Source organism: Reyranella sp. (assembly GCF_965227665.1).
In the GTDB taxonomy this organism is placed as follows: domain Bacteria; phylum Pseudomonadota; class Alphaproteobacteria; order Reyranellales; family Reyranellaceae; genus Reyranella.
Genome location: NZ_OZ245767.1, coordinates 3,849,352 through 3,873,905 on the forward strand (window position 1 = coordinate 3,849,352; position 24,554 = coordinate 3,873,905).

Annotated in this window: 20 protein-coding genes; 10 read left to right on the forward strand and 10 right to left on the reverse strand. The window is 63.5% G+C overall.

Features of this window, described 5'->3' with window-relative positions; all coding sequences use genetic code 11:
- The first annotated feature begins 54 nt into the window (after positions 1-54).
- Positions 55-1,686, forward strand: coding sequence for an ADP-ribosylglycohydrolase family protein (locus ACO07I_RS18570; protein WP_422018317.1), 1,632 nt, complete (start codon positions 55-57; stop codon positions 1,684-1,686).
- Between the two features lie 126 nt (positions 1,687-1,812).
- Here ACO07I_RS18570 and ggt read toward each other — a convergent pair whose 3' ends face one another.
- From ggt to ACO07I_RS18600, 6 genes are all read right to left on the reverse strand, one after another.
- The gene (gene ggt / locus ACO07I_RS18575) at positions 1,813-3,498 is read right to left on the reverse strand and encodes a gamma-glutamyltransferase (protein ID WP_422009877.1); all 1,686 of its coding nucleotides are present in this window, start codon (positions 3,496-3,498) and stop codon (positions 1,813-1,815) included.
- A 221-nt stretch (positions 3,499-3,719) separates the two neighbouring features.
- Complete coding sequence (locus ACO07I_RS18580; protein ID WP_422009879.1) at positions 3,720-4,172, reverse strand: hypothetical protein; 453 nt, start codon at positions 4,170-4,172, stop codon at positions 3,720-3,722.
- Between the two features lie 4 nt (positions 4,173-4,176).
- Positions 4,177-5,340 carry a phytanoyl-CoA dioxygenase family protein gene (locus ACO07I_RS18585; RefSeq protein WP_422009881.1) on the reverse strand — a complete coding sequence of 388 codons (1,164 nt, stop codon included), beginning with the start codon at positions 5,338-5,340 and terminating at the stop codon, positions 4,177-4,179.
- A gap of 204 nt (positions 5,341-5,544) precedes the next feature.
- Positions 5,545-5,844 carry a GIY-YIG nuclease family protein gene (locus ACO07I_RS18590; protein ID WP_422009883.1) on the reverse strand — a complete coding sequence of 100 codons (300 nt, stop codon included), beginning with the start codon at positions 5,842-5,844 and terminating at the stop codon, positions 5,545-5,547.
- Between the two features lie 131 nt (positions 5,845-5,975).
- A complete protein-coding gene (locus ACO07I_RS18595; RefSeq protein WP_422009885.1) occupies positions 5,976-6,548 on the reverse strand; it encodes a glutathione peroxidase in 573 nt (190 codons plus the stop codon).
- Between the two features lie 24 nt (positions 6,549-6,572).
- Positions 6,573-7,280 (reverse strand): ribonuclease activity regulator RraA, encoded by a 708-nt coding sequence (locus ACO07I_RS18600; protein WP_422009886.1) that lies wholly within the window; start codon positions 7,278-7,280, stop codon positions 6,573-6,575.
- Positions 7,281-7,513: 233 nt separating this feature from the next.
- Here ACO07I_RS18600 and ACO07I_RS18605 point away from each other — a divergent pair, with 233 nt between their 5' ends.
- Together ACO07I_RS18605 and queE are read left to right on the forward strand one after the other, a co-directional pair.
- On the forward strand, positions 7,514-8,041 hold the full coding sequence (locus ACO07I_RS18605; protein WP_422009887.1) for a 6-pyruvoyl trahydropterin synthase family protein: 528 nt from the start codon (positions 7,514-7,516) through the stop codon (positions 8,039-8,041).
- On the forward strand, positions 8,038-8,763 hold the full coding sequence (queE, locus tag ACO07I_RS18610) for a 7-carboxy-7-deazaguanine synthase QueE (protein ID WP_422009888.1): 726 nt from the start codon (positions 8,038-8,040) through the stop codon (positions 8,761-8,763). Before ACO07I_RS18605 ends, queE begins: the two co-directional genes overlap by 4 nt.
- Positions 8,764-8,860: 97 nt before the next feature.
- On the opposite strand, the gene ACO07I_RS18615 is transcribed toward queE, so the two are convergent.
- Entirely contained in the window at positions 8,861-9,325 is a 465-nt protein-coding gene (locus tag ACO07I_RS18615; RefSeq protein ID WP_422009890.1) for an SRPBCC family protein, read from the reverse strand.
- Between the two features lie 88 nt (positions 9,326-9,413).
- Here ACO07I_RS18615 and ACO07I_RS18620 point away from each other — a divergent pair, with 88 nt between their 5' ends.
- From ACO07I_RS18620 to ACO07I_RS18630, 3 genes are all read left to right on the forward strand, one after another.
- A complete protein-coding gene (locus ACO07I_RS18620; RefSeq protein WP_422009892.1) occupies positions 9,414-9,605 on the forward strand; it encodes a hypothetical protein in 192 nt (63 codons plus the stop codon).
- Between the two features lie 53 nt (positions 9,606-9,658).
- Positions 9,659-10,087, forward strand: coding sequence for a VOC family protein (locus ACO07I_RS18625; protein ID WP_422009894.1), 429 nt, complete (start codon positions 9,659-9,661; stop codon positions 10,085-10,087).
- A gap of 217 nt (positions 10,088-10,304) precedes the next feature.
- Positions 10,305-11,639 carry an IS1182 family transposase gene (locus ACO07I_RS18630; protein ID WP_422009756.1) on the forward strand — a complete coding sequence of 445 codons (1,335 nt, stop codon included), beginning with the start codon at positions 10,305-10,307 and terminating at the stop codon, positions 11,637-11,639.
- Positions 11,640-11,793: 154 nt separating this feature from the next.
- Here ACO07I_RS18630 and ACO07I_RS18635 read toward each other — a convergent pair whose 3' ends face one another.
- Positions 11,794-12,759 carry an aldo/keto reductase gene (locus ACO07I_RS18635; protein ID WP_422009896.1) on the reverse strand — a complete coding sequence of 322 codons (966 nt, stop codon included), beginning with the start codon at positions 12,757-12,759 and terminating at the stop codon, positions 11,794-11,796.
- A gap of 171 nt (positions 12,760-12,930) precedes the next feature.
- Between ACO07I_RS18635 and ACO07I_RS18640 the strand changes: the two genes are divergently transcribed.
- Positions 12,931-19,431, forward strand: a complete 6,501-nt coding sequence (locus tag ACO07I_RS18640) for an NACHT domain-containing protein (RefSeq protein ID WP_422009898.1) — start codon at positions 12,931-12,933, stop codon at positions 19,429-19,431.
- 50 nt (positions 19,432-19,481) lie between these two features.
- On the opposite strand, the gene ACO07I_RS18645 is transcribed toward ACO07I_RS18640, so the two are convergent.
- Both ACO07I_RS18645 and ACO07I_RS18650 read right to left on the reverse strand, forming a co-directional pair.
- Positions 19,482-20,198, reverse strand: coding sequence for an MBL fold metallo-hydrolase (locus ACO07I_RS18645; protein WP_422009900.1), 717 nt, complete (start codon positions 20,196-20,198; stop codon positions 19,482-19,484).
- Positions 20,199-20,410: 212 nt separating this feature from the next.
- Positions 20,411-21,379, reverse strand: a complete 969-nt coding sequence (locus ACO07I_RS18650) for a hypothetical protein (protein WP_422009902.1) — start codon at positions 21,377-21,379, stop codon at positions 20,411-20,413.
- A gap of 176 nt (positions 21,380-21,555) precedes the next feature.
- On the opposite strand from ACO07I_RS18650, the gene ACO07I_RS18655 reads away from it, so the two are divergent.
- Genes ACO07I_RS18655 through ACO07I_RS18665 form a run of 3 tightly spaced genes read left to right on the forward strand, consistent with a single transcriptional unit; the run spans position 21,556 to position 24,552 of the window.
- Positions 21,556-22,626: a TRAP transporter substrate-binding protein gene (locus ACO07I_RS18655; protein WP_422009904.1), complete on the forward strand. Its 1,071-nt coding sequence runs from the start codon at positions 21,556-21,558 to the stop codon at positions 22,624-22,626.
- 37 nt (positions 22,627-22,663) lie between these two features.
- Complete coding sequence (locus ACO07I_RS18660) at positions 22,664-23,263, forward strand: TRAP transporter small permease subunit (protein WP_422009905.1); 600 nt, start codon at positions 22,664-22,666, stop codon at positions 23,261-23,263.
- A 2-nt stretch (positions 23,264-23,265) separates the two neighbouring features.
- Positions 23,266-24,552, forward strand: a complete 1,287-nt coding sequence (locus tag ACO07I_RS18665; protein ID WP_422009907.1) for a TRAP transporter large permease — start codon at positions 23,266-23,268, stop codon at positions 24,550-24,552.
- The last annotated feature ends 2 nt before the right edge of the window (positions 24,553-24,554 follow it).

The following is a 24,554-nucleotide window of genomic DNA, read 5'->3' on the forward strand; positions in this document are numbered from 1 at the left end:
GTCTCTAGCATTCGTGAAGCTGAACAACAGCTCGGGCGTCGTGGGCTCGCGGTGGTGAACTCGGCGTTGTGGGCTGCAGGGGGCGACGCGCTTGGATGGATGACGGAGTTGTCGCGTGGCCAAGGAGGGGTCGAATATCGAACTGGCCTCGGTAAAGTTGAGCGACCGGTTAGGTGGCGCAGGATAATCGGAGGCCGAAATGGGCCAAGAGTAGAGTTGCCGTCGGGCACTTACTCTGATGACACCCAACTTCGACTTGCAGTGTGTCGTGCGATCCGTGGTGACGGTAGTTTCGATGTTGAGGCATTTGCGAAAGTTGAGATCACTGTTTGGCCAACTTATGCGCTTGGTGGTGGGCTAGGGACGAAAGCTGCTGCAGTAAACTTGTCGAAGCGCGGCGTGAACTGGTTTTCAAATTTCTTTGAATCTGGAGACCAGAAGTATGTCCGAGGCGGTGGCAATGGTGCTGCGATGCGCATACAGCCGCATGTTTGGGCTTCGTCCGGGTCGTTAGAGGAGCTCATCCTTGACGTCTTGCGCGACGCGCTGGTTACGCATGGACATCCTCATGGTTTTTGCGGGGCCTTATTTCATGCGCTCGCTTTGGCAGAGACAATTTCCAAAGGCACTCTTCCTACTATTGAGGACTGGAGCAGCTTTGCCCGGCAGATTGGGAGTGTGTCCGAAATTCTCGCCTCTGATTCCCAGCTGGCGACTTTTTGGCAATCAGCTTGGGAGAATGCTTCAGGATTAACTCTGCATGATGCTTTGATGGAAACGCGGGATGAGTTGTTGCGGGATATTGATACGGTCGCCCCCCTTCTAAGATCGGGCTCTTACGAGTCTTATCGAAGCGCTTTAGAGGCGTTAGGATGCGTTACACCGGCGTATCGTGGATCAGGTCTCAAGACCGCATTGGCGGCATCAGTCCTTGCGGATGTATTTCGCGATGGAGAAATTGGTCAGGCGCTGGCTGTGGCGGCCAACGAGCTTGATAGTGATACAGATACTATTGCCACGATGGCTGGTGCGTTAATGGGCGCAACGGCCAATGAACCACCGAAATGGGATATTCAAGATTACGAGTACATTGTCCGCGAGGCGCAACGTCTCGCCGCCATTGCCCAAGGAATTCCTCAAGACAGCTTTTCATATCCGGATTTAGCACGATGGAATCCACCAACTAAACAGATAGCATCTGTTGGGCTTTTGTCGAATGGGATCGCTATCGCGGGGCTAGGCGAGCTAAGACCAGAAGGACGCGAATATCGTAGTGGTGATGCGATCTGGCAGTGGTGCGAGCTCCCGTTTGGACAGACGATTTTGGCCAAACGTAGTGTAATCCTGAATGATCGAGTGCCGATTGATCAACTCCCTGGTCAGCGACAGTCAGCGCAAGCGATCAGCGAAAGAGATAGAATGAATGAGCGCTCGACACCTCAGCAGCGGAGCCTGTTGCCAAACGATGGAGGTAGCGGAAAGCGAACTGATAGGCCGAGCGTGCGACGCCAGTACTTCAGTGACCTTGACCAATGGACGACTGAAGCTATCAGTTCCGGTTTCGATGAGAGAATTGTTGGCCGATTGCTTAATGAGTGTATTGACGCAACAGACTCAATAGAGGCGGCCATAGCTTTCGCTGCGATTATTGCAAAAGCCAAAATCGCCCGCCGCAGGCGTCGTTAGTCCGTCTTTCCATTGGCCAATGTCCCTATCTGCGAAGCCAGCCGTTGCTACACGTTGAAAACTAAAGCCACACATTGATTCGCGCCTGGTCGGAGTCGCCACGCCGCCGCGTTTTTCTTCCTGTACTCACCCCGGCAACACGAACCTCACCCCCGCGCGCGCCAGGCCGCCGCCCAGCGCGGCCGCCGTACCATCCGCGCGCCAGCAGGCGGCGCCCGTCATCGTGCCGTCGTCGTGGAACTGGATGGCGTTCATGCCGCCGGCCACGGTCGGCATGATCTTGAGCGTGTGGCCGCGGGCTTCGAGGCCCTGGCGGACCGGGGCGGGGATGCCGTGCTCGACTTCGAGGACGGGGCCCTCCGTCCAGATGCGCGGTGCCTCGACGGCTTCCTGCAAGGTCATGCCGTGGTCGATCAGGTTGAGCAGGGCCTGCAGCGCGGAGGGGAAGATCTTGCGGCCGCCGGGCAGGCCCAGCGCATAGCGCACCTTGCCGCCTTTGAGCGCCATCATCGGCGACATCGAGGTCGTCACGCGCTTGCCCGGCGCGATCGACAGCGCGTTGCCGCGGCGCGGGTCGTAGTTGTTCATGTAGTTGTTGGGGATCATGCCGGTGCCGGGCACGATGAAGCGCGCGCCGAACAGGCTGTTGATGGTCTGCGTCGTGCTGACGACGTTGCCCTTGCCGTCGGCCACGGTGAGATGGGTCGTGTCCTGGCCTTCCGCCGCCTGCAGCCCGCCCGTCCATTGCGTGGCGCGGGCGATGTCCAGAAGCTTGCGGCGCTGGTCGGCATAGTCGCGGCTCACGATGCGCTCGACCGGCACCTTCACGAAGTCGGGATCGCCGCTCGCCTCGGCGCGGTCGGCGAAGGCGATCTTCAGCACTTCGGCCAGCAGGTGCAGCGTGTCGACGGTGCCGAAGCCCATTTTCGCGATGTCGTAGGCTTCGAGGATGTTCAGCATCTGGGCGATGTGCACGCCCGAGGCGGCGGGCGGCGGCGGGCCCAGGATCTCCCAGCCGCGATAGTGGCCGCGGATCGGCGCGCGCTCTTCGACCTTGTAGCCGGTGAGGTCGTCGCGGCGCACGAAGCCGCCGGTCTTCTCCATGCACTCCACGAGCAGGTCGCCCAGCGGCCCGCCATGCAGCGCCGTCTCGCCCTGCTGCGAGACCAGGGTCAGCGCCTCGGCGTACTGGCCCTGCACGAGACGCTCACCGGGCCTCAGCGGCGTGCCATTGGGCAGCAGCAGCGCGGCGGCGAGCTTGTCGTTCAGGAGATCGGGGCCGGCATCCTTGATGCAGTCCGAGAGATAGGGCGTCACCGCGAAGCCGCGCGCGGCGTGGCGGATCGCGGGCTGCATCACGTCGGCGAGACTCATCGTGCCGAAGCGCTCCAGCGCCAGGCACCAGGCGCGCAGCGAGCCCGGCGTCGCGACCGACTTCGGCCCGACCAGGTTCTCCTGCCCCTCGACGTCGTAGACCTCGGGCGCGGCGCCGGGGACCGGCTTGTACATGTCGGGATGGCCCATCTGCGGCACGGCGCTCATGCCGTCGAGGATGCGGTGGCTGCCGTCGGCCAGGCGGATGTGGCAGGTCGTGCCGCCGATCAGCCCGACCATCATCGGCTCGACCACGGTCAACGCGAACTGCATGGCCACGGCGGCGTCGACCGCATTGCCGCCGGCCGCGAGCATTTCGAGGCCGGCGGCGGAGGCCAGCGGATGGTTGGACACCGCCATGCCCGCAGGCCCGTGCGCCGGCTGCTTCTCGCAGGTGAATTGCGTGCCCGCGCGCGCGCGCCATGTCGACTGGGTCATCCGTGTCCTCGTTGAATGTCGGTGAAATCTCGCATGCGGTTCGGGCGGCGGCTACCCGCACACCTCACCCTGAGGAGCGTTCCGCAGGAACGCGTCTCGAAGGGTCGGCAACAAGCGAGGTGCGCGTGCCCACCCTTCGAGACGGCGCTTCGCGCCTCCTCAGGGTGAGGTTGGGGTTGGGGCCTGGGGGCGGGGGTGGGAGCTGGGATGGCGCTCAAACTCTACTGCCCCACACGCTGCTCGGCGTCCTCGCAGCGCTGCAGCCGTTCGCAGGCGGCCTCGTTGCGGTCGCCCTTGGGGTTGAAGCAGGCGCGGGCGTCGGTCGTGCCGTCGGCGACGATCTTCGTCAGGCGGGCGCGCGACTCGGGCGGCTGCTCGATGTCCAGAAGGCCCTTGCGGGTCAGCACGTTGGCGAAGCGGATGACCAGCCGCTCGCGGGCCCGCATCGCCTCGGGCGCCGAGGCCCTGGCGTCACGGCACCATTGCATCGAGGCCGCCTTGCCGCAGCCCCAGAGTTGCATCTGGCGGAAGCGCTCGGCCAGCTGGCCGTTCACGCCCAGGCAATAGGCGGCGAGGTCGTCGTCGTTCTGGAGCGGTTCGGGGTCCTGCGCCTGTGTCTGTGCCAGTGCCGGGAAGGCGGCAATCACGAGCAGCAGAACGAGTCCGAACCGCATCCCGTCAGATGAACATGTCGAGCTGATTGTAGTTCTTCAGCACCGTGTCGCGCATCGCCTCGCTCCAGCGGTTCTCGTCCTGACGGTCGGCGAGCGGGCGATAGACATGGCTCTTCTCCTGCGGGAAGCGCTGGCGGCGCGCGTCGATCGCCAGCAGCAGGATGCGCAGCCGCTGGTCGATGCGCTCGGCGTCGTAAGTCACGACCTCGCCGGTCAGCCGCTTGGTCGTGACGCCCAGCACGCGCTTGCGCGGAAAGAAGCCGGCATTGAGCGTCACGCGGCGGTCGGGCGAGGAGTTGGCAAAGGAGCCGTGCAGCAGCTGGCGGTTGGTGACGATCGTGTCGCCGGCGCCGGCCAGCATCGGCACCGCGCCTTCGATGCGGTCGGAGCCGCTTTCGGCGACCAGTTTGCGGATGTCGGCCTTGCCGTGGCGATGGCTGCCCGGCAGCACCCAGACGCAGTTGCCGGCGGTGCTGGGATAGAGCTGGGTCATGAAGTTGAAGCCGTGGGCGCCCATGTCCCAGTCGGCGGCGTCCCAATGGGTCGTGCCGTCCTGGTGCCAGGCGACCGAGGGGCCGAGGCCGGCTTCCTTGATGAAGGTCACCTCGTTGTAGGGCACGAAATCCTCGCCGAGGATCGATGCGGCGGCGGCCAGCAGGCCGGGATGGCCGTACAGCCGGAACGCGGCGTTCATCAGGTAGAGGTTGCCGTCGAGCAGCTCGACGGTCCAGGCGGGCGCGTCGGCGGCCAGGGTCGGCTGGCTCATCGCCACCGGATGGCGGCCGTTGTTCTTCGTCGTGCCGCCCAGCGGATCGCTCAACGGCTTGGCCCAGCGATAGGGCGGCTTCAGCACGCCCTCGCCAAACGCGGGACGGCCGTTGCGGTCGACCGCGGCGCCGGGCTCGACCGGCGCGCGCTCGAGGATGGCATCGACGTCGGCGCGCAGCTCGGCTAGCTCCTCCGGTCCCGCCACGCCCTCGAACACGTAGAAGCCGTGCGTCCAGTAGGCGTCGAGAATGTCGGGGGCCAGCCGGCCGTTCGCATCGAGCCGGATCGGCCCGCGATTGCCCAACGCCCGCGCGCGCTCTTCGCCGGCGCGGCTGTATTCGGCCATCACCTTTGCATGGTCATGGGCGGAAAGGGGGGCAGCGGCTTCGGCCATCGCCATCGGGACGTCTCCTCTATTTTCTTAGGCGACGACGATAGCGCGGCCGTTCACTTGCAGCCAAATCCCGCCGCGCAACCGGCCCGCTCTGCGGCTCAAACTCCAACCTCATGCTGAGCGGATATGAATTGAAGCGATTCAAACACTTACCTCATCCTGAGGAGCGCCGCGAAGCGGCGCGTCTCGAAGGATGGGCAACGGGCCAAGTCATTCGCCACCTCTTTTCGCGAGCACCCGAAGCGCCCCGAAATCGCCCCTGATCAGGGCCTCCTTCTTCGCTCGCGACCAGCCTTTGACTTGCCTTTCGACCGCGATCGCATCGGTGATGTTTGGAAAATGCTCCGACCAAACGATAACCACCGGCAGACGTTTGGCGGTATAGCCGCCGTAAGTACCTTTATTGTGCCCGGAAAGACGCCGCTCCAGGCCACGACGCGCCGAGTCGACATAGTAGCTGCCGTCTGAACAGCGAAGCATGTAGACGTGCGCTCCGTCTTCATTGTCCATGGTTCCAGCGAGCTCGATCTTTGCCCATCCTTCGAGACGCGGTCCGGAGTTTACCCCGAGGTACTCGAGGGGGCCGCTCCTCAGGATGAGGTAAGTGTTTGAACCAATTCCGCTGATTTTCGGTCAACCTCTCAGGATGAGGTGGGGCGAGCCAGCGCCGCCTCGATCGCGCGTTCGAGCTTCGGGCCGGTGCCGCTCACGGCGGTGAACCAGTCGATCACCCGTCCGTCGCGGCCGATCAGGATCTTGTGGAAGTTCCAGCTCGGCGTGCCGAGCGTGCCGGTCTGCGCCGCGGCCCAGCGATAGAGCGGATGGGCGTTGGCGCCGGTCACGATCTGCTTGTCGGCGAGCGGAAAGGTGACGTCGAAGCTCGCCTCGCAGAAGCGCTTGATCTCGTCGTTGCTGCCGGGCTCCTGGCCGCCGAAATCGTTCGACGGCACGCCCAACACAACAAGACCGCGATCCTTGTAGCGCCGCCACAGCGCCTCCAGCCCCTTGTACTGGCCGGTGAAGCCGCACAGGGAGGCCGTGTTGACCAGCAGCACGACCTTGCCGGCATAGGCCGGCGTGGGCAGCGGCCCGCCGCCGATCGAGTCGAGCGACACGGTGGGCCAGTCGACCGGCTGGCGGCCGGCCTGCGACCAGGCCGCGGCCGACAGCAGCGCGCCCGCGACGGCGAAGGCCAGCATGCGCAGCACCTTCATGAGGCTGGCCTCCGTCGCCCGCGCTTACTTCTTGGTCGCGGCGTAGCGCGCCTTGGCTTCGTCGTTGGGCGGATAGAGGCCGGGCAGGGCCACGCCGCGTTCGACTTCCGACATGATCCAGCCTTCGAGCCGCTCCTGCTCGGTGCCTTCCTGGGCGACCGTCTCGACCAGCGCCTGGGGGATCAGCACCGCGCCATCATCGTCGACCACGACCACGTCGTTGGGGAACACCGCCACGCCGCCGCAGCCGATCGGCTCCTGCCAGCTCACGAAGGTGAGGCCGGCGACCGAAGGCGGGGCCGCGGCGCCCTGGCACCAGACCGGCAGGCCGGTGCCCAGCACGCCGGCGATGTCGCGCACCACGCCGTCGGTGATCAGGCCGGCGATGTTCTTCTTCACCATGCGCGCGCACAGGATGTCGCCGAAGATGCCGGCGTCGGTGACGCCCATCGCGTCGGCCACGACGAGAGCGCCCTCGGGCATCGCCTCGATGGCGGCGCGGGTCGAGATCGGCGACGACCAGCTCTCCGGCGTGGCGAGATCCTCGCGCGCCGGCACGAAGCGCAGGGTGAAGACGCGGCCCACGAGACGGCCCTGGCCCGGCTTGATCGGCCGCGTGCCGCGCATCCAGACGTTGCGCAGCCCCTTCTTCAGCAGGATCGTCGTGATGCTGGCCGTGGTGATCTTCGACAGGGTGTCGTGGAGCTCTTTCGAAAGCGGCGTCGTCTGCACGGTGTCTCCGTTTCTCTGGGATTCTGAAATCGGGCGGAGAATAGGCGAGGGACCTGTCCGACACCACACGGACCCTTGCTGGGGGGCCACCATGCCGCGTCCGATCCGGCTTCCCCCGGCGGCCGGATGGGCTAAAACCCACCCGTCGGCGCCCCGCGCCGTCCCGGTCGCAGACCCACCCGGTCAAAACAGGAGTTTTAGATGATCGTCCCAGTGCCGGGCGCACGCGGCTGATGTTCAGCCTCGTCTTCACCCGGCGGTATAGCATGGCGCACCGGCTGATCGCCGATTCCGCCGGCAAATGCGCCATTCCCCACGGTCACAACGAACAGGTGATCGCCCGACTCCAGTCGGCCGCGCCGCAGCGCCTCGACGGCGCTGCCAACATGGTCGTGCCGTTCGACCGCGCCAAGGCGCGCTGGCACCGCTTCGTCGACGACCAGGTCGACCACGCCTTCCAGCTCGGCGCGCGCGATCCGATGATCGACTGGTTCCGCGCGCACGAGCCGCAGCGGCTCGGCCGCCTGCTGGTGACGCCCGGCGATCCGACGACCGAGATGCTGGCGGCCTGCCTGATGGCCAAGCTCAACGCCTTCCTCACCGCCGACGGCAACGGGCTGCGCTGCGTCGAACTCACGGTCGAGGAGACACCGACCAATGCGGTGACGCTCACCGGCGATCCGGCCGAGGTGCTGCCCGAAGGCGCCGGCGCCGGCTGGTGGCAGCGTGCGGACGACAGCATCAACGATCTCGCCCCATGAGCACCATCCGCATCTCCGAGATCTTCGGGCCCACGGTGCAGGGCGAGGGCGCGCTGATCGGCAGGCCCACCGTCTTCGTGCGCACCGGCGGCTGCGACTATCGCTGTTCCTGGTGCGACACGCTCTATGCCGTGCTGCCGGAATACCGCCACGACTGGCGGCCGATGGCGCCGGACGCGATCCTCGCGCAGGTCGACGCGCTGACCGGGGCCGTGCCGGTGCTGGTGACGATCTCGGGCGGCAATCCCGCGATCCAGCCGATGTGCCCGCTGATCGAGCAGGGCCACGCGCGCGGCCATCGCTTCGCGATGGAGACCCAGGGCAGCGTCGCCGCCGCCTGGTTCGCGACGCTCGACCATCTCGTCCTCTCGCCCAAGCCGCCCTCGTCCGGCATGGCGACCGACTGGAGCGCCTTCGACGCCTGCCTCGCCGCTGCCAACGGCGGGCCGGAGATCGTGCTCAAGGTCGCCGTGTTCGACGAAGCCGACTACGCCTTCGCCCGCACCGCCGCCGCGCGCCATCCGTCGCTGCCGGTGTATCTCTCGATCGGCAACCACACGCCCGGCGAACCCAACGCGGCCGGCCGCGACGGCGTCGACCAGAAGGGCCTCATGGCCCGCTTCCGCTGGCTGGTGGATCGCGTCGGCCAGGATCGCTGGTTCGATGCGACCGTGCTGCCGCAACTGCATGTGCTGGCCTGGGGCAACGAGCGCGGCGTTTAGCGCGAAGCCTTTCAATGGAGCGCGCCACTCCAGTGGCGCTCGAGCAAGGCATGAGCGCCACTGGAGTGGCGCGCTCCAAAGAGCTACCGGCTCAGGCTCACCCCGGAATTTCCGGCTGCACCAGCTGCGCCAGCAGGGTCAGCGATTCCTGCCAGCCGAGATAACAGGCCTCGGTCGGGATCACGGCGGGGATGCCCTCCTGCACGATCTCGATCTCGGTGCCGACCATCACCTTGCGCAGGGTGATCGTGGTCTGCATCTCGCCGGGCAGGTTGGGATCGTCGAATTTATCCGTGTGGCGGATGCGCTCGTTGGGCACCAGCTCGACGAAGGTGCCGCCGAAGGAATGGCTGTTGCCCGACGAGAAGTTGGTGAAGGTCATCCGATAGCCGCCGCCCTCGCGCGCGTCCATTTCGTGCACGTGGCCGGTGAAGCCGTGCGGCGGCAGCCACTTGGCCAGGGCGTGGGCGTCGAGGAAGGCGCGGTAGATGCGCTCGGGCGGGGCGGTCAGCACGCGGTGCAGGCGGACGGTTCCGGTCTCGGTCGTGGACTCGGTCGACATGGGGTCTGCTCCTCCTTGGGCGCGCAGTCTCCCCCGCGCGGCGCCCACCTTCAAAATAGGTTCACTATTGGCTGGCATTAGTTCCGTCGTGCCGACCAAGCTCATCGACGTCTTCCTGCGCGACGAATATCTCCGCTCCTATTCGATCGCGCTGGGCTTCGTGCACGCCCCCATCTTCGACCAGGATTACGTCGACCGCGCCCGCGCCCGCATGCAGGCCGACGGCTGGTCTGCCGAGGAAGTGCGGCAGGCCCGCTTCGTCATTCGCGACGCGGACTGAGGAACTTCGCGGCCGATGGGCCTTTGAGTGGGCTCCCCGGAAAGGAGGAGTCCATGCCCGGCCCCACACATGGCCCCATACGCGGCATCGTGCATCACATCGACCTCACCGTGCGCGACCTCGCGGTGTCGGCGCCGTTCTACGACGCGCTGCTCTCCTTCCTGGGCTACCACCGCGTGAAGCAGGAGGCCGCGCTGCATGTCTGGGACCTGGCGCCGGACGGAAGGCTGCTGGCCGGCGTCGCCCTGCGCGCCGCCCGCACGGACCGCCCGCACGACCGCACCAGCGCCGGCCTGCATCACTTGGCCTTCCGCGCCGCCGACCGCGCCGACGTCGCCGCCGCGCATGCGCTGATGAAGCAGCAGGGCGCCACCATCCTCGATCCGCCGGCCGACTATCCGCAATACGGCGCCGGCTACCACGCCGTGTTCCTGGCCGATCCCGACGGCCTCAAGCTCGAGGTCGTGTACTTCCCGGGGTGAGGGGGCGCCTGCGCGATCCCTTGCGCATCCACACCCCCCACCTCATCCTGAGGAGCCCGCCTCCGGCGGGCGTCTCGAAGGATGGGCAACAGGCGCGGTGCGCGTGCCGACCCTTCGAGACGCGGTCCGTCGGACCGCTCCTCAGAATTTGTGAATCTTTGTCTTTCGGATGCCCGCCCGGGATGATTCCATCGAAGCGAATTTGGTGGAGGAGTTGATGCCGGAGAAGGATCTGTTCGGGGGCCTTCCGGAGCAGTTGGTGGCGAAGGCCGAGCCCGGGTCGGGCAAGCCGCGGATGCGCGAGCCGGAGCGGCGGCAGGTGGAACTTCGGTCGGTAGATCTCGACAGCCTTTTGGCGGCGGATCATCCGGCGCGGGTGATCTGGCGCTATGTCGAGCGATTGGACCTGAAGGTGCTGGAGGACGCGATCGGGGCTCGCGAGCACACGCCGGGCCAGGCTCCGGCGAGCCCTCGTCTTCTGCTGGCGCTGTGGCTCTATGCGACGAGCCAGGGCGTGGGCAGCGCGCGGGCGCTGGAGCGGCTGTGCGCGAGCCACGATGCCTATCGGTGGCTGTGCGGGGGGGTGAGCGTGAACTATCACGGTCTGGCCGACTTCCGCAGCGGTCATGGCGAACTGCTGGATCGGCTTCTGACGCACAACATCGCGGCACTCATGGCGGAGGATGTGATCGAGCTTGCCGAGGTGGTGCAGGACGGGGTTCGGGTGCGGGCGGGCGCGGGAGGCTCTTCGTTCCGGCGCCGGCAGAGCCTGCACAAGCACCTGAAGAAGGCACGCCGGCTGGTCGAGTATCTGAAGCGGGAACTCGACGAGGACCCCGACGCCAGCAACCGGCGCATCAAGGCGGCCCAGGAGCGGGCTGCGCGCGAGCGCGAGCAGCGCGTGGCGACGGCGCTCGACAAGCTGGCCGAGATCGAGGCCGAGCGGGAGCGACGCGGCAAGACCAACAAGAAGCAGGTGGCCAAGCAGAAGGAGCCTCGCACCTCGACCACCGATCCCCAGGCGCGCGTCATGAAGATGGCCGATGGCGGCTTCCGGCCGGCCTACAACTGCCAGATCGGCACGGTGGCCAAAGGCCAGATCGTGGTCGACGTCGCCATCGACACCACGGGTTCGGACCGCGGCCTGCTGCGGCCCATGCTGGAGCGGCTGAAAGAACGCTATCAACGGCAGCCCCGGCGCCATCTGGTCGATGGGGGCTTCCACAAGAACGAGGATACGGAAGAGGCGTTCGAGCAGGGTGTGCTGATCTACGGACCGACCACCCGCAACAAGCACAAGAGCGATCCCTATGCGCCTCGGCCCAAGGACGGTCCCGGCGTTGCCGCCTGGCGCCGGCGCATGCGAAGCCCGCACGGCAAGAGCGTCTACAAACGACGGGCGATGGGCGAGTGCATCAACGCCCGCTTCCGGCAGTGGGGCCTGCGCCAGTTCACCGTGCGCGGCGTTCACAAGGTCAAAACCATCCTGCTCTGGTTCGCCCTCGCCAACAACATCATCGCCGGGCATCGCCTCAAGACAGCCAAGGCATGACCAGGCCATTCCGGGGCCTGCACGGCTACGGCCACCAACGCACCCCAAGACAACAACGGCGCCCGGCGTAGCAGCCCACGCCAATACACCCCCGAGAGCTTGCCCAATACACTCACAAGCTCTCAGGGTGAGGTCGTTGTTGGAGCGTCCGCCTTCAGGCCGTCACCGGCCCCGGCAGATCGAGCCCCACCCCGCTCAGATGCCCGAACGTCCGGTGCAGCCGCTCGACCACCGGCGCGGGCAGAGGCGGCCGCAGGATCGAGTCGATGTTGGCCTTCACATGCGCCCGGTTGCCGGTGCCGAACAGGATGACGTCGGCGCCCTGCTCGTGGCGCGCATAGCGATAGGCCGCATCGGTGATGCTCGCCGCGCCGCCCTCGGCGACGAGGAAGGCGAGCGGATCGCCGTCCGCGCTCCCCTGGAACAGCACCGAAGCGTCGAGCCGCCCGTCCTCGACCAGCCTGGCGAACACGGCGCGGCGGTAGGCGTCGTTGCTGAAGATGTTGCGCACGACGAACATCAGCAGCGTGCCGATGCCGCGCCGCACGGTCACCGGGAACACCTTGGTGCGCGCGCCCTGGTTCACCAGGCTGTAGGCCAGCATGATGACCTCCCACGGCGCCTCCTCGACGGCGCGCGCGAGCATCGCCTGCTCCGGATCGCGCGGCCCCGTCTCGGTGAGGCCGACATGGCGCACCTTGCCCTGCTCCTTGAGCCGCAGCAGCGCCGGCGCCAGCACGTCGCGATGATGCTCGTAGGCGGCGGGACCGACCGCGTGGAAATGGAAGATGTCGACATGGTCGAGCCCGAGCCGCTTCAGCGACGCCTCGACCTTCCGCGTCACCGTCTCCGCCGTGTCCTCGGTCTTGAACAGCGCCTTGGTCGAGATCACCAGCTTGTCGCGATCATAGGCCTTCACCGCCGCGCCCACGATCTCCTCGGTCCCGTAGACCTCGGCCGTGTCGAGGAAGTTGACCCCCAGATCGATCGCCGCCCGCGCGACCCCCACGCACTCGTCGAAACTCGCCCCGCGCCCCAGCCCGAGCCGGCTGTTGCCGCCGCAGCCGAGCCCGGCGACGGAGACGGTGAGGCCGGTGTTTCCGAGGGGGTGGTAGTGCATGGGGTGCTCCTGCTGGGGCCTTGGGAGGCTGACGGACTCTACGGCAAGCCAAGAACTTCTGGGGCGTAACCTTGCAAGATGAGCAGGATATTCTCAGTTTCCCGTGGATTTCTTTGTAGGATTGAGGGGAAACGGCTCGATCCCATATTGTTCTCATCTTACGATTGCGTGGTGAAAGCACTGGAAGAATTAGAAGAAAAGCGCACAACCGATAAGGTTCGCGCATCGCGTGACGGGCATGCCTATCATGAAGCTTGGGCTGCTCGTTCTGCTCTAGAACTCTTGCCTCCTCGCACAACTCTTGATGCAATTGCACTCGAGGGATTCTCTATTGAGGACGACCCCGATCTCGGTGATGAAGCTGTCGAGGTCGCTGACCTTGTCCGGTATCATGGTGCTGCGGGCGTGGCGCGCGCCAGTCGTGTCGAGGTCGTTCAATTCAAGTACTCGATCTCAAGGGCAGATACGCCAATTCGAGCTGCCGACCTTGTAAAGACGCTGCAGAAATTCACCGCTGCCGATGCCGACTTCCGAGTAAGACATGGGGCCTCGCTAGTTGAGCGCGTCGTACGTTACGATTTTGCATCTAATCGGCCAGTCCATGAGAACCTTTACGAAGCTATCAAGGTTCTTCGAAGTGGCGCGAAAGCAGACGGCGATATTGCAAGGCAGGTCGAACAGCTCCGAGAGGCCTTACACGCGACCGGCATTGAGATTGCCTCATTCCTCGGCCGCTTGGAGTTGACCGGCAGTCGCGGGTCCCTAAAGCAAGTCGACCGATCTATTCAGAAAATTCTCGCTACGTGGGGCGAGGCGGATGATTCAGGGTCTCGGACGCGACTTCTCAAGTTGCGCAATCTCGTTCGCAGCAAAGTTGGAATTGAGGGAGCAGGCAACAATCTAATTGATCGGGTCGCCGTACTAGCCGAGCTAGGCGTCGACGATGAACGAACACTCTATCCGACACCCGATGCATTCCCAGCTTTAGGGCATGTAGTTTCGAGAGCTATTGTCGACAGAGTTCTCGAAGCCACCAAGGTCGATCCATTGCCGCTGGTTATTCATGCCGCGGGCGGCATGGGCAAGACGGTGTTGATGCAATCCGTCGCGAAAAGACTAAGCGATACCAATCATGTGGTCGTTTTCGATGGCTTTGGCGCGGGTCAGTGGCGCGATCCTGCAGATGGACGTCATCGACCAGACAAGACCTTGGTTCACCTCGCAAACCTGCTGGCCGGCCAGGGCATGTGCGATATTCTGCTGCCGATCTCGGATGAAACGGATCTTATCCGCGCCTTTCGCCGTCGCTTGGTGCAGGCGGTTTCTGGTGGGCGTCAAGCATTCGACGAATCTGGCGTTATTCTTATATTGGATGCGATCGATCATGCTGCGATCCAGGCCGAAGCGACTGGCACGCGATCTTTCGCGCATCTCCTTCTCAAAAGCCTCTCCGTTAACCCGATAGGTGGCGTCTTTGTTGTCGCCTCCTGCCGAACAGAACGGCTCGCGGCTTCTGTTGGTGGCGCTACTATTCGTGCTCAAGCCATTCCGCCATTTTCGACCGAAGAAGCGCGAGCGTTGATCCTAGCTAGGGATCCAACCGCGCAATCATCTGAGATCGCGGCACTTGAAGGCCGATCCGGTCGCAACCCAAGGTGCCTTGATGCCTTCTTGGCCGCGGGTCGGCCATACGATGGCCCTCGTCCGGGCGGCGAGGCTGTCACGTCATCCGATGTGCTAGATGCTTTGCTTCGCGAACGTATTGAGAATGCGAGAGAAGCCGCGCGCGTAAAAGGCGCAACTGACGCATCCGTCGATACTCTACTCTCTGGCCTCTCCATCTTGCCTCCGCCGGTTCCGATTGCAGAGCTTGCAGCGGTACACGGTCTGTCTCTTCCTGAAGTTGAAAGCTTTGCCGCCGATCTTTCTCCGCTACTGGAGCGCACACCTCATGGTCTGACGTTTCGGGATGAGCCAACCGAGACGTTGATTCTTCGCCTTGCTCAACACGACCATTCCAGTCGCGATCGAGTAATTCAGAACCTACTTGAACGTCAGTCTCAGTCCGACTACGCCGCTAGGGCATTGCCTGTAGTTCTTACAGCGCTTCACTACGCGGATATGTTAATTGAATTAGCATTCGATCAGCGAGTGCCGCCCAGTACAAGTAAGGTTGGTCAGCGTGACATTCGTCTTGCACGCATCGTCGCCGCGTTGGAAATTTGCGCTCTCGCTGGCCGTTACGACGACCTGATGCGACTTCTGATGGAGGCGGCTGTCGTTGCTGCCGGACATCAACGGTCCGATAGATTCCTCTACGAATTTCCCGATCTAACGGGAATCGCTGGTGATAGCGAGGCAATGCGGAGGCTATCAGCCACCAAAATTGGTTGGCCTGGAGGCCGGCATTCGTCGTTGGCGTTAGCGAATGTATTCGCGGGCGAAGTTGACGAGGCGCAGCGTAACGCACGCCGTTCAATCGATTGGTACAATTGGGCCATCCGTCGGCAATCACAAGACGATTTCGGTCACCAACGCATTCCCGCGGACCGAGACGATACTGGATTCTCCTACGTCGAGATGCTCTTAGGTGACGACAAGCGGATCGCTCGCTGGATATCTGGGCGACCAGCCAGTGCTGCATTTGCCAAGTTTGATAATCTGTTCGACTTACTAGAGCGGCATATCGCTACTGCAGGCGCTGATTTTAAGGCGCCACGCCAGTTGTTGAGTCGGATCGTCAGGTGTCGAGTGCCGGCGAGCGCCTTCTGGGCTGCCGCATTGCGCTACTCAACAGGGCATGCAGATCGTGACGGCCAGTTGCTCGCTCGTCTTGTTGCTGCACTTGAATCTGACGCTGAAGATGATTTCCCGTCGTCAGCGCTTCATGCGGCGGTAGCGCGAGCAATTGGCCTGGGAAGGCGCTGGGAAGCCCGTGCGATCCTCAAGGCGGCCTCGACGGTGCGTCCACAGCTTTACAGCTTTACCAGTCAATGGCGCGTCGATTGTAATGCTGAGAATATGGTGACCGCAGCTGCTCTAACGGCCGCGGTGCGAGGCACGTCTCCAACCCTGGTCGACATTGCGCCACAAGAGCTAGTGGCCTTAGTGCCGCCTAGCGTACGCGCGCGGGGCCCCAGAGCCTTCGCAAACTATCTCGACGAATATCTTACGGACACGGTCTCAAAGCCGAGGAAGAAGCACAAGCAACGAAAACCGAAACTCAATCATGAGAATCGTCATGACTATAAGCGCGCAATTGAGCACCGCCTATCCCCCTTGATCGCCTACGCCAAACTGGCGTCAATGCTCGTTTCACTTCCGCCTGGGTTGACCGTTCCCTTGGTGATGAATCGGGCACTCGATAAGTTAGAGGCGGATGCTGCGTCGACGTCGACGTTTCCCTATCCTGACGGGAAGGTCTATATTTCTCGGACTGGCTTTTCTGTAATTTTTCGGGTGGTAGATGCCATCGGCGGGCTCGATCTTCCAACAGCGACTCGGATGATCGCATGGTTGAAGACGGCGCCCGGATTTTTCGCACCATTTCTTACTCAAGTCGTAGCTCGCCTTTCGCGCGTGCCAAAGTTACATAATGCTGCGTTAGAACTTGCCATTCATGTAGAGACATTGATCGTCGCCGATACCGACACCTCGTCGCGCATCTCGGCGTACGGTGAATTGGCTCGAGCGGTGTGGCGTGTATCATCGGATGAAGCCGCTGCATATTTCCGTCGCGGACTCGATTTGGCGGATGCGATCGGTTCGGATGACTTCGACCGGACTGGCCACCTACTCGAGTTGACCGGAAACTATCGCGGCGCCCCACTACCGCCAGTCGTGGTGCATGATCTCGCGCGAATATTTGAACTTAATCAGCATGAGGACGAGAAGTTTCCATGGGTTGATTACGGCAACGCGATGTCATCAGTTGGAGGGCTAGCGGCGCTCGCGATAGCTGGGCGGCTGGATGACAGAGGAAAGTCAGATCTGGGGCTTTCTCTGCCGCCGCTTCTTACGGCACTGACTTCGGACGATAAGATCTCCGCTGATTTGGCGAGCTGCTTGTTCGGCTTGGTCGAGCCGATCGAAACCTGGAGCTGGCGGCTTAGCGTGTTCGTGAAGGCTGCGCTAAAGGGACTGGCGGCAAATCAACGCGAATGGCTATTTTCACTTATTCTCATTGAAATAGACCGAGCGTATTTACTCGCGCCCTTACGTGAAACGATCCACGAATTGCATTTACTGGCGCAGGCTCATCTTGCTCCGAATTCGCCCGCTCTTAGTCGGATTGAGGCTATTGCGGCCAGGCGTAGCCCACCAGAAAATGCTTCAAATGCGCGCGTACCGACCGACTATGTACTTAGTGTCACCAACGTCGTGCTTGGTGATCCGGATGCACTCGATAGGGCAATTGAAAGTGAGTCGAAGGCGCGGCCAGGACATCGATCACCGCAGAGAACGCTCCAAGGACTCTCGCTTCTAGCGTCAACTCCGAAAGATCGCATTGCATTTGTCGAGGCGGTTGCAAAAGCGAGTGCGGCCGATTTATCCGAAAAGCTCTTCGCCTTAGAACCACATATTCGCGATTGGGCGAGATTGTCGCCTGCACTTCGCGATAGGCTGCCAGAAATCGCATCGATCTTGGCTGAAAGGCATGCACCGGAGCTGGTTGGGCATTCGTGGGAAGCCGACTTTGGTTGGCGGCATCTCATTAATTCATTCAACGGCAACCGTTCAGTCTTGACGACGCGGGTCGTCGTGGCATTGAGAGCCATTGCAACTGAGGTGAAGGGAGACTCGTGGCTGGCGCTGGCAGCAAAACTTGCCCCGGTGGTGGGGCATAGTGCATTTCGGCGTGGCCTCGAACGCTTTATTACGCTTACCGGTGCAACTCTGCCGGCTGAAGTCGGTGATGGGCCATGGGATGAGCGCCACGCTGTTGGCAAAGAGCCCCCGGATGTCGTCGCAGGGTTCATTTGGTCGCGCTTGGGTAACTACAAGGCTGCTTCAAGATGGCGAGCTGCGCACGCAGTGCGCAGGCTGGTCTCTGTTGGTCGATTCGATGTAGTTGATCGGCTTGTTGCGCGTTTTGACGAGATTAGTACGCCGCCCTTTTGTGACGCCAAACTGCCCTTCTATGTGTTGCACGCACGCCTCTGGTTGCTGATCGCCTTGGCCCGCATAGCCAAAGACAATCCTAGGGAAATCGCACGTTACAGAACTCTCCTCGAAAGGATCGCATTCGGAGAAGAGTTTCCCCATGTTGTAATGCGTGCTTTTGCCGTCGACGGACTAAGGGAGATGCTAAAATTACTCGATGCTGTCGAAGCGGCCACGCTTAGAGCAAAGCTTGCAGCAGTAAATGCATCTTCTCTACCGCGAACTCCTCGAACGGGTGCTCGGGTCGGGCATTACGCGGAGCGACCAACTCATCTTGCCGGGCCAGCAAACCAATTCCATCTCGACTACGATTTTGACAAGGATACGGCTTCAAGTCTCGGCCGCATTTTCGATTGTGGCACTTGGGAGATCCAAGATGGAATCACGCAATGGGTAAGGCGATGGGATACCTCGATTAGAGGAATGTATGATTGTCCACGAATTGGAAAAGGAAACTATGACATCGGTACTTGGCGATCTACCTCTCTACCAGAAGCGGATCGGTATGGAGGCTATCTCGGGTGGCACGCACTTATGCTTGTGGCAGGCGAAATGTTGCGGGATCGTCCAATCGCCGAGCCTCGCTGGGATCATGAGCCGTGGGCAGAGTTTCTGCAATATGTGACTCTATCGCGGGCTGACGGCCTTTGGCTTTCGGACGCGAGTGATCTCACACCTATTGATCTCGTGACGTCGCTTCCGATGCCGGACATCGACACTAAAGGTATGAATCAGCAGGACCAGAAAATTCTCAGTCCACTGCTGGGAATTGTTGACGGCAGAGTGCCTACGGATACTCTGGTTGTGTCTGGTCATTGGTCGTTGCCAGAGGATGTCACCATCACTGTGCGGTCGGTGTTAGCGAGCCGCGCTGAGGCAAGGGCAATAGTTCTTGCGACGTTAACGGATCGAAAATTCTCTCATTGGCTTCCACATGATGAAGATGATGTGGAGCGGCAGTTCGGTGAGAACGGGCACAGCGTTCTTGCGTGGCTTAAGCCGAATGATCATGGCAGCCGAATGCTTGACCGACATGACCCTTATGGCGCGCCGACTGCTATGTCGCGTCCGTCGCCAGAAAACTGGCTGTTAGAGCAGGCGGCGATTAAGGAAGCAGACTCAATTGTGCGCTCGTGGAATACCGTCGACGGGACGGTTTTTCTTGCTGACGCATGGGGGGCAACAGGGGGGCAGGGAGATAGACGCTGGAATGAGAGTGGCGAGCGGATAAAGGTCAGTACCACTTTCCTCTGTTCGTTGTTGGCAATAAAACAAAAGGTGCTCGTTGGCTTCGTGCAAGCCCGACGCTTTGTGCCTAATAAGAGCAAACGCGCCTCAAGCGACACCGGTGCATTTACTCATCGTGTGATGATGTTCATCTTAGATAAGAATGGGAAGATGCGAGTTGTTTCTAGAATCTCGAAGAAAACGCAGCTGGCCGTCGCTGCGATAGCCGCTCGTGATCGAACCGAATTTCGAGCACGTTTCTCAGCTCTTAGACCCAAGTGACGCGCAAGCTGGGAAACAACAGAAGGTGGCGCATAGAATTGAAAGGCTGGTCATTTAGTCGATGGTTTCCCGTAATGCTCCGCCAACCCCTCCAAAGCCGCCGCCCCATTGCCCTTGAACGTCGGCCCGTGCATCAGCGCGATCGTCGTCGGCTTCAGCGCGGCCAGCCGGCGTAACGTCGGCGCGGCCATCGGTGTCGGCGGCATGAACGGCAGGCGCTCGGCGACCGCGATGGCGGGGGCGACGATGTCGCTTTCGGTGGTGGGATCGGCGGGGCCGGTCTGGGTGAAGAGGTCGCTGCTGAACAGCGTGCCGGTCGTCTCCTCGTAGATCAGGCCGGCGTCCCAGTTGTGCGGCACGTGCGGCGTGTCGAGCCAGCGCACGCGCTTGCCGCCGAGGTCGAGGACCTCGTTGTCCTTGAGCGCGCGCGGCGGTCGGTCGGCCATGTCGGCGAGCCAGATGTTGCAGCCGGTCAGGCCGTGCGCCGGCGTGGCGTTGGGCGCGGCGGCGAGCCACTGGTTGAGCGCGCCGCTTTCGTCGCCCTCGACATGGGAGCAGGTCGTCCAGCGGAGCTTGTCGAGCGGGATTACGGTCTTCACCGCCTCGACGATCAGCGGGAAGAGGCTGCGCTGGCCGTAGTGGAAGAGCAGCGGCTCGTCGGCGTCTATCAGGAACTGGTTGAAGGTGAAGCCGGTCGGGCCGACGGCGTTCACGAAGGTCGAGAGCCGGTAGATGTTGGGGGCGATCTCGGCGACGGTGGTTTTCATCGCGGGCTCCTGTGGCGGGCGGTTGGAAACGTCGACGTTCTGGCCAATAAACGAAATAACCGAAATAAACGAAACAGTCGAAATGAGAGTCGCATCCCTACTTGATAACCGTTCGCGCAATAATGTTGCGCGCCGAGGGGCGGAAAGCACCAATGACCCCTCCGTCGCGTAAGACGCGCCACCTCCCCATTTGAATGGGGAGGAGACTGATTCTACGGCAGCGGCTGCCAGATCGTGCTGCGGACCTCGCCGAACTCGCGCGGAAGCTTGGTCCAGGTCTCGCCGCCGTCGGTCGAGCGGAAGAGCTGGCCCAGGTTGGAGCAGACGAAGATCAGCTTCGGGTTCGAGGGATGCGTCGCCACCGTCCACGGCGTCGAGTTGAGCTCGCCGGGCAGCCTCGCGTCCTGCCAGTTCGCGCCATGGTCGGTGCTGCGCAGCAGCCTTCCGGTCGAGCCCGGCGGGCCGTTGCCGTTGGTCAGGAACACCGTCGCGTCGCCGTCGGCGCGGGGCACGATGGTGCGGGTGTACTGCCAGGGCGAGTCGAGTTCCTGGAAGGCGAAGGTCTCACCATTGTCGCGGCTCAGGTTCAGGCCGCGGTTGGTCGTGGCGTAGACCAGCTTCGATCCGTTTTGAATGACGGCGAGGCCATGGATGTCCTCGGAGTTGATGCCCTGGCCCACCTTCTTCCAGGTGCGGCCGCGATCGGTCGAGCGGTGCACGCCGTCGATCTCGACGCCGGCCCACAGCGTGTCCTTGTCGACCGGATCGAAGATGATCTGCGTGACGCGCGGCTTGCCCACGAAGATGCAGGCGTCGGCGAACGAGCCCTCGGCCGGGGTGAAGCTCTTGCCGCCGTCGGTCGAGACGAAGATGGCGGCGGGCTGGGTGCCGACCACGATAAGGTCGGGGTCGTCCGGCGCCTGCGCCATCGCCCAGATGTCGTAACCGTCCAGTACCGAGGGCAGGTGCGTCCATTTCTGGTCGGTCTCGTTCCAGCGATAGAGGCCGGAGTCGGTGCCGGCCAGCACCTCGCCCGGCCGCTGCGGATGCGCCGACAGCGCCCAGACCCTCGCCTCGAGATAGAGGCCGGATTCGATATAGGGCCGGATCCAGGTCTCGCCGTCGTCGCGGCTGAACCACACCGACATGCCGGCGGTGCCGACGCAGAGCAGGTTGGGCATTCGTCTCCTCCGTTCGGGCGCCCTCTTTTGTGGGGCTGCCGCGTTTGATTGAGGTCCCATTGAAGGCCCCGGCGGCTCGGCAGGCAAGCCGTCCGTGCCCTTGCCTCACCGGGTGAATTGAACGAGAGTCGCCGGGCAACCGCGCGGCGTCAAAGGCGTGGAACAGGGAGCGACAGATGAAATTCACCGCACTTCTCGGAATGGCGGCGGCGTTGGCCGTTGGCAGCACTGGCATGGCCTCGGCGCAGACAGCCGCGCCGGCGCAGCTCGATACCAAGAAGTTCAACGTGATCGGCACGTGGAACTTCCTCAACATCAACAAGAAGGTCGAGGCGCCGTTCTGGAGCGAGCAGCTCGGCGCGGCCTCGGGCGGCAAGCTGACCGGCAACATCAAGTCGATCACCGAGCTCAACCTCAAGGGCACCGAAGTGCTGCGCCTGCTGAAGACCGGCGTCTATGACGTGGCGCATGCGCTGCCGATCTACGTCGACGACGGCGCCGCGATCTTCGAAGGCTCGGACATTTCGGGCGTGGCGCAGAGCGTCGCCCAACAGCGCGAGATCCTGAACGCCTGGATGCCCGAGATGCAGAAGGTGATGCGCGAAAAGTTCGGCTCGATGATCGTGTCGACCTTCGCCTTCCCGCAGCAGGTGTTCTTCTGCCGCGACGAGATCTCCAGCCTGGCCGACATCAAGGGCAAGAAGGTGCGGGTGCAGGGCGTCTCGCAGTCCGACCTCGTGAAGGCGCTGGGCGGCTCGGCGGTCACCATCCCGTTCGGCGAGGTCGTGCCGGCGCTGGAGAAGGGCGTCGTCGACTGCGGCATCACCGGCACCCTGCCGGGCTATCAGGCGAAGTGGCCGGAGGTGGTGAAGACCGTCGTCGACGTGTCGCTGGGCTACACCGCGGGCTTCGTGTCGGTGAACCTCAACAGCTGGAACAAGCTCTCGAAGCCGACCCAGGAATTCATGACGGGCCAGTTCAAGAAGCTCGAGGAGGCGGCCTGGGCCAGCGTCGAGTCCGACACCAAGGAAGGTATCGCCTGCGACACCGGCAACGGCCCGTGCTCGGTCGGCCCGCCGGCCAAGCTGAAGCTGGTGATGCCGACGGACGCCGACCGCGCCCTGGTCAAGAAGGCGCTGAACGACGTCGTGCTGCCCGAATGGGCCAAGCGCTGCGGCGCCGAGTGCGCGGCCAAGTGGACCGAGCTGGTCGGCAAGCGCTACGGCCTCGTCGCCAAGGCGAACTGAGCTTCGCCGCGCGGCGGCCCTTCGGGGGAGCGGATAGATGGAACGTCTGTGGCGCGGCGCGTCGGTCGCCGCCCTCTGGGGAGCCTGGGCCGGCGGCGCCATGATCCTGCTGGCTTCGGTCGTCGTCACGGTCGAGGTGATCAGCCGCAAGCTGCTGGCCTTCGCTTTCTCCGGCTCCGACGAGATCGCGGCCTATCTGTTCGCGGTCGGCACCTCGTGGTCGCTGGCGCATGTGCTGGTGACGCGCGGCCATGTCCGCATCGACGTGCTCTACGGCGCGCTCGGGCCGCGGGTCCGCGCGCTGTTCGACCTGGTGGCGATCGTCGGCCTCGCGATCCTCGTCCTCGCCATCGTCGACCGCGCCGGCGAGATCTTCCTCGACAATCTCAGCGGCGGAAACCGCTCCAACACGCCGCTGCGCATTCCGCTGGCCTGGCCGCAGGCGCCGTGGTTCGCGGGCTTCGTGCTGTTCCTCGCCGTCACCGTGCTCGCCTTCCTGCGCAGCCTGCTGGCGCTGCTGCGCGGCGACGTCGGCACCGTCGCGGCCACCATCGGCGTGCCGTCGCAGGACGAGGAAGTGAAGGGCGAGCTGGGATCTCTGGGCATCGGCCCCTCGAACACGGCGGGCAAGAGGTAGACATGCTCGGCACCGCGCTCCTTCTCCTCGTCGCCCTGCTGGCGGTCAGCGTTCCGGTCGCCGCCGTGATGGGCGTGCTGGGCCTCGCGCTCAACCAGTTCTTCTCGTCGATCCCGCTCTACCTCGCGATGGGCGACATCGTGTGGAACGCCAGCTCCGAATACATCCTGATCGCCATCCCGATGTTCGTGATGCTGGGCGAGATCCTGCTGCGCTCGGGCATCGCCCATCGCGTCTATGCCGCGATCGCGACCTGGCTCTCGTGGCTGCCGGGCGGCCTGATGCATGCCAATATCGGCACCTGCGCGATGTTCGCGGCGACCTCGGGGTCGAGCGTCGCCACCGCCGCCACGGTCGGCGTCGTCGCTCTGCCGCAGGTCAAGATCCGCGGCTATGACGAGCCGCTGTTCCTCGGCACGCTGGCGGCCGGCGGCACGCTCGGCATCCTCATCCCGCCGTCGATCAACTTCATCCTCTACGGGCTGCTGACCCAGACCTCGGTGCCGCGGCTTTACCTTGCGGGCATGATTCCCGGCCTGCTGCTCACCGGTCTCTTCATGGCGATCATCCTGGTCTACTGCCTGGTCTGGCCGTCCAAGGGCGGCACGCCGGTGGAGACCAGCTGGCGCGACCGGTTGCGCAGCCTGAAGGACCTGGTGGCGCCGCTGTTCATCTTCGGCGTCGTCGTCGGCTCGATCTATGCCGGCTGGGCCACGCCCACGGAAGCCGCCTCCATGGGCGTCTTCGCGGCGCTGGTGCTGGCCGCCTGGGAGCGCGCGCTGTCCTGGCCGATGATCAGGGCGGTGTTCGAGGGCACGATGCGGACCACGGCGATGATCATGCTGATCATCATCGCCGCGCAATTCCTGAACTTCGTGCTGGCCAATATCGGCGTGACCGACGGCGTGGCCAAGGCGATCGAGGCGCTGGGGCTGGGCAAGGTCGGCACCATGCTGCTGCTGATCGTGTTCTACCTGATCCTCGGCTGCTTCATGGAGACCATCTCCATGATGATCCTCACGACCCCGTTCGTGTTCCCGATCGTGGTCGGCCTGGGCTGGGATCCGATCTGGTGGGGGATCGTGCTCACCATCCTGATCGAGGCGGCGCTGGTGACGCCACCGGTCGGCCTCAACCTCTATGTCGTGCAGAGCCTGCGTTCCGCGGGGGCCATCGCCGACGTGATCCGCGGCGCCCTGCCGTTCGTGGGCGCGATGCTGGCCCTGATCCTGCTGCTGATGGCCTTCCCCGACATCGCGCTGGGCCTGCCGCGCTGGGTGATGGGCTGACG

Excerpts from the sequence above, each read along its gene's own strand:
- ACO07I_RS18665 (WP_422009907.1), top strand. The coding sequence starts at position 23,266 with ATGCTCGGCACCGCGCTCCTTCTCCTCGTCGCCCTGCTGGCGGTCAGC.
- ACO07I_RS18660 (WP_422009905.1), top strand. The coding sequence starts at position 22,664 with ATGGAACGTCTGTGGCGCGGCGCGTCGGTCGCCGCCCTCTGGGGAGCC.
- ACO07I_RS18645 (WP_422009900.1), bottom strand. The coding sequence starts at position 20,198 with ATGAAAACCACCGTCGCCGAGATCGCCCCCAACATCTACCGGCTCTCG.
- ACO07I_RS18650 (WP_422009902.1), bottom strand. The coding sequence starts at position 21,379 with ATGCCCAACCTGCTCTGCGTCGGCACCGCCGGCATGTCGGTGTGGTTC.
- ggt (WP_422009877.1), bottom strand. The coding sequence starts at position 3,498 with ATGACCCAGTCGACATGGCGCGCGCGCGCGGGCACGCAATTCACCTGC.
- ACO07I_RS18595 (WP_422009885.1), bottom strand. The coding sequence starts at position 6,548 with ATGAAGGTGCTGCGCATGCTGGCCTTCGCCGTCGCGGGCGCGCTGCTG.
- ACO07I_RS18655 (WP_422009904.1), top strand. The coding sequence starts at position 21,556 with ATGAAATTCACCGCACTTCTCGGAATGGCGGCGGCGTTGGCCGTTGGC.
- ACO07I_RS18615 (WP_422009890.1), bottom strand. The coding sequence starts at position 9,325 with ATGTCGACCGAGTCCACGACCGAGACCGGAACCGTCCGCCTGCACCGC.
- ACO07I_RS18630 (WP_422009756.1), top strand. The coding sequence starts at position 10,305 with ATGCCGGAGAAGGATCTGTTCGGGGGCCTTCCGGAGCAGTTGGTGGCG.
- ACO07I_RS18605 (WP_422009887.1), top strand. The coding sequence starts at position 7,514 with ATGTTCAGCCTCGTCTTCACCCGGCGGTATAGCATGGCGCACCGGCTG.
- ACO07I_RS18625 (WP_422009894.1), top strand. The coding sequence starts at position 9,659 with ATGCCCGGCCCCACACATGGCCCCATACGCGGCATCGTGCATCACATC.
- ACO07I_RS18635 (WP_422009896.1), bottom strand. The coding sequence starts at position 12,759 with ATGCACTACCACCCCCTCGGAAACACCGGCCTCACCGTCTCCGTCGCC.
- ACO07I_RS18585 (WP_422009881.1), bottom strand. The coding sequence starts at position 5,340 with ATGGCGATGGCCGAAGCCGCTGCCCCCCTTTCCGCCCATGACCATGCA.
- ACO07I_RS18580 (WP_422009879.1), bottom strand. The coding sequence starts at position 4,172 with ATGCGGTTCGGACTCGTTCTGCTGCTCGTGATTGCCGCCTTCCCGGCA.
- queE (WP_422009888.1), top strand. The coding sequence starts at position 8,038 with ATGAGCACCATCCGCATCTCCGAGATCTTCGGGCCCACGGTGCAGGGC.
- ACO07I_RS18590 (WP_422009883.1), bottom strand. The coding sequence starts at position 5,844 with ATGGACAATGAAGACGGAGCGCACGTCTACATGCTTCGCTGTTCAGAC.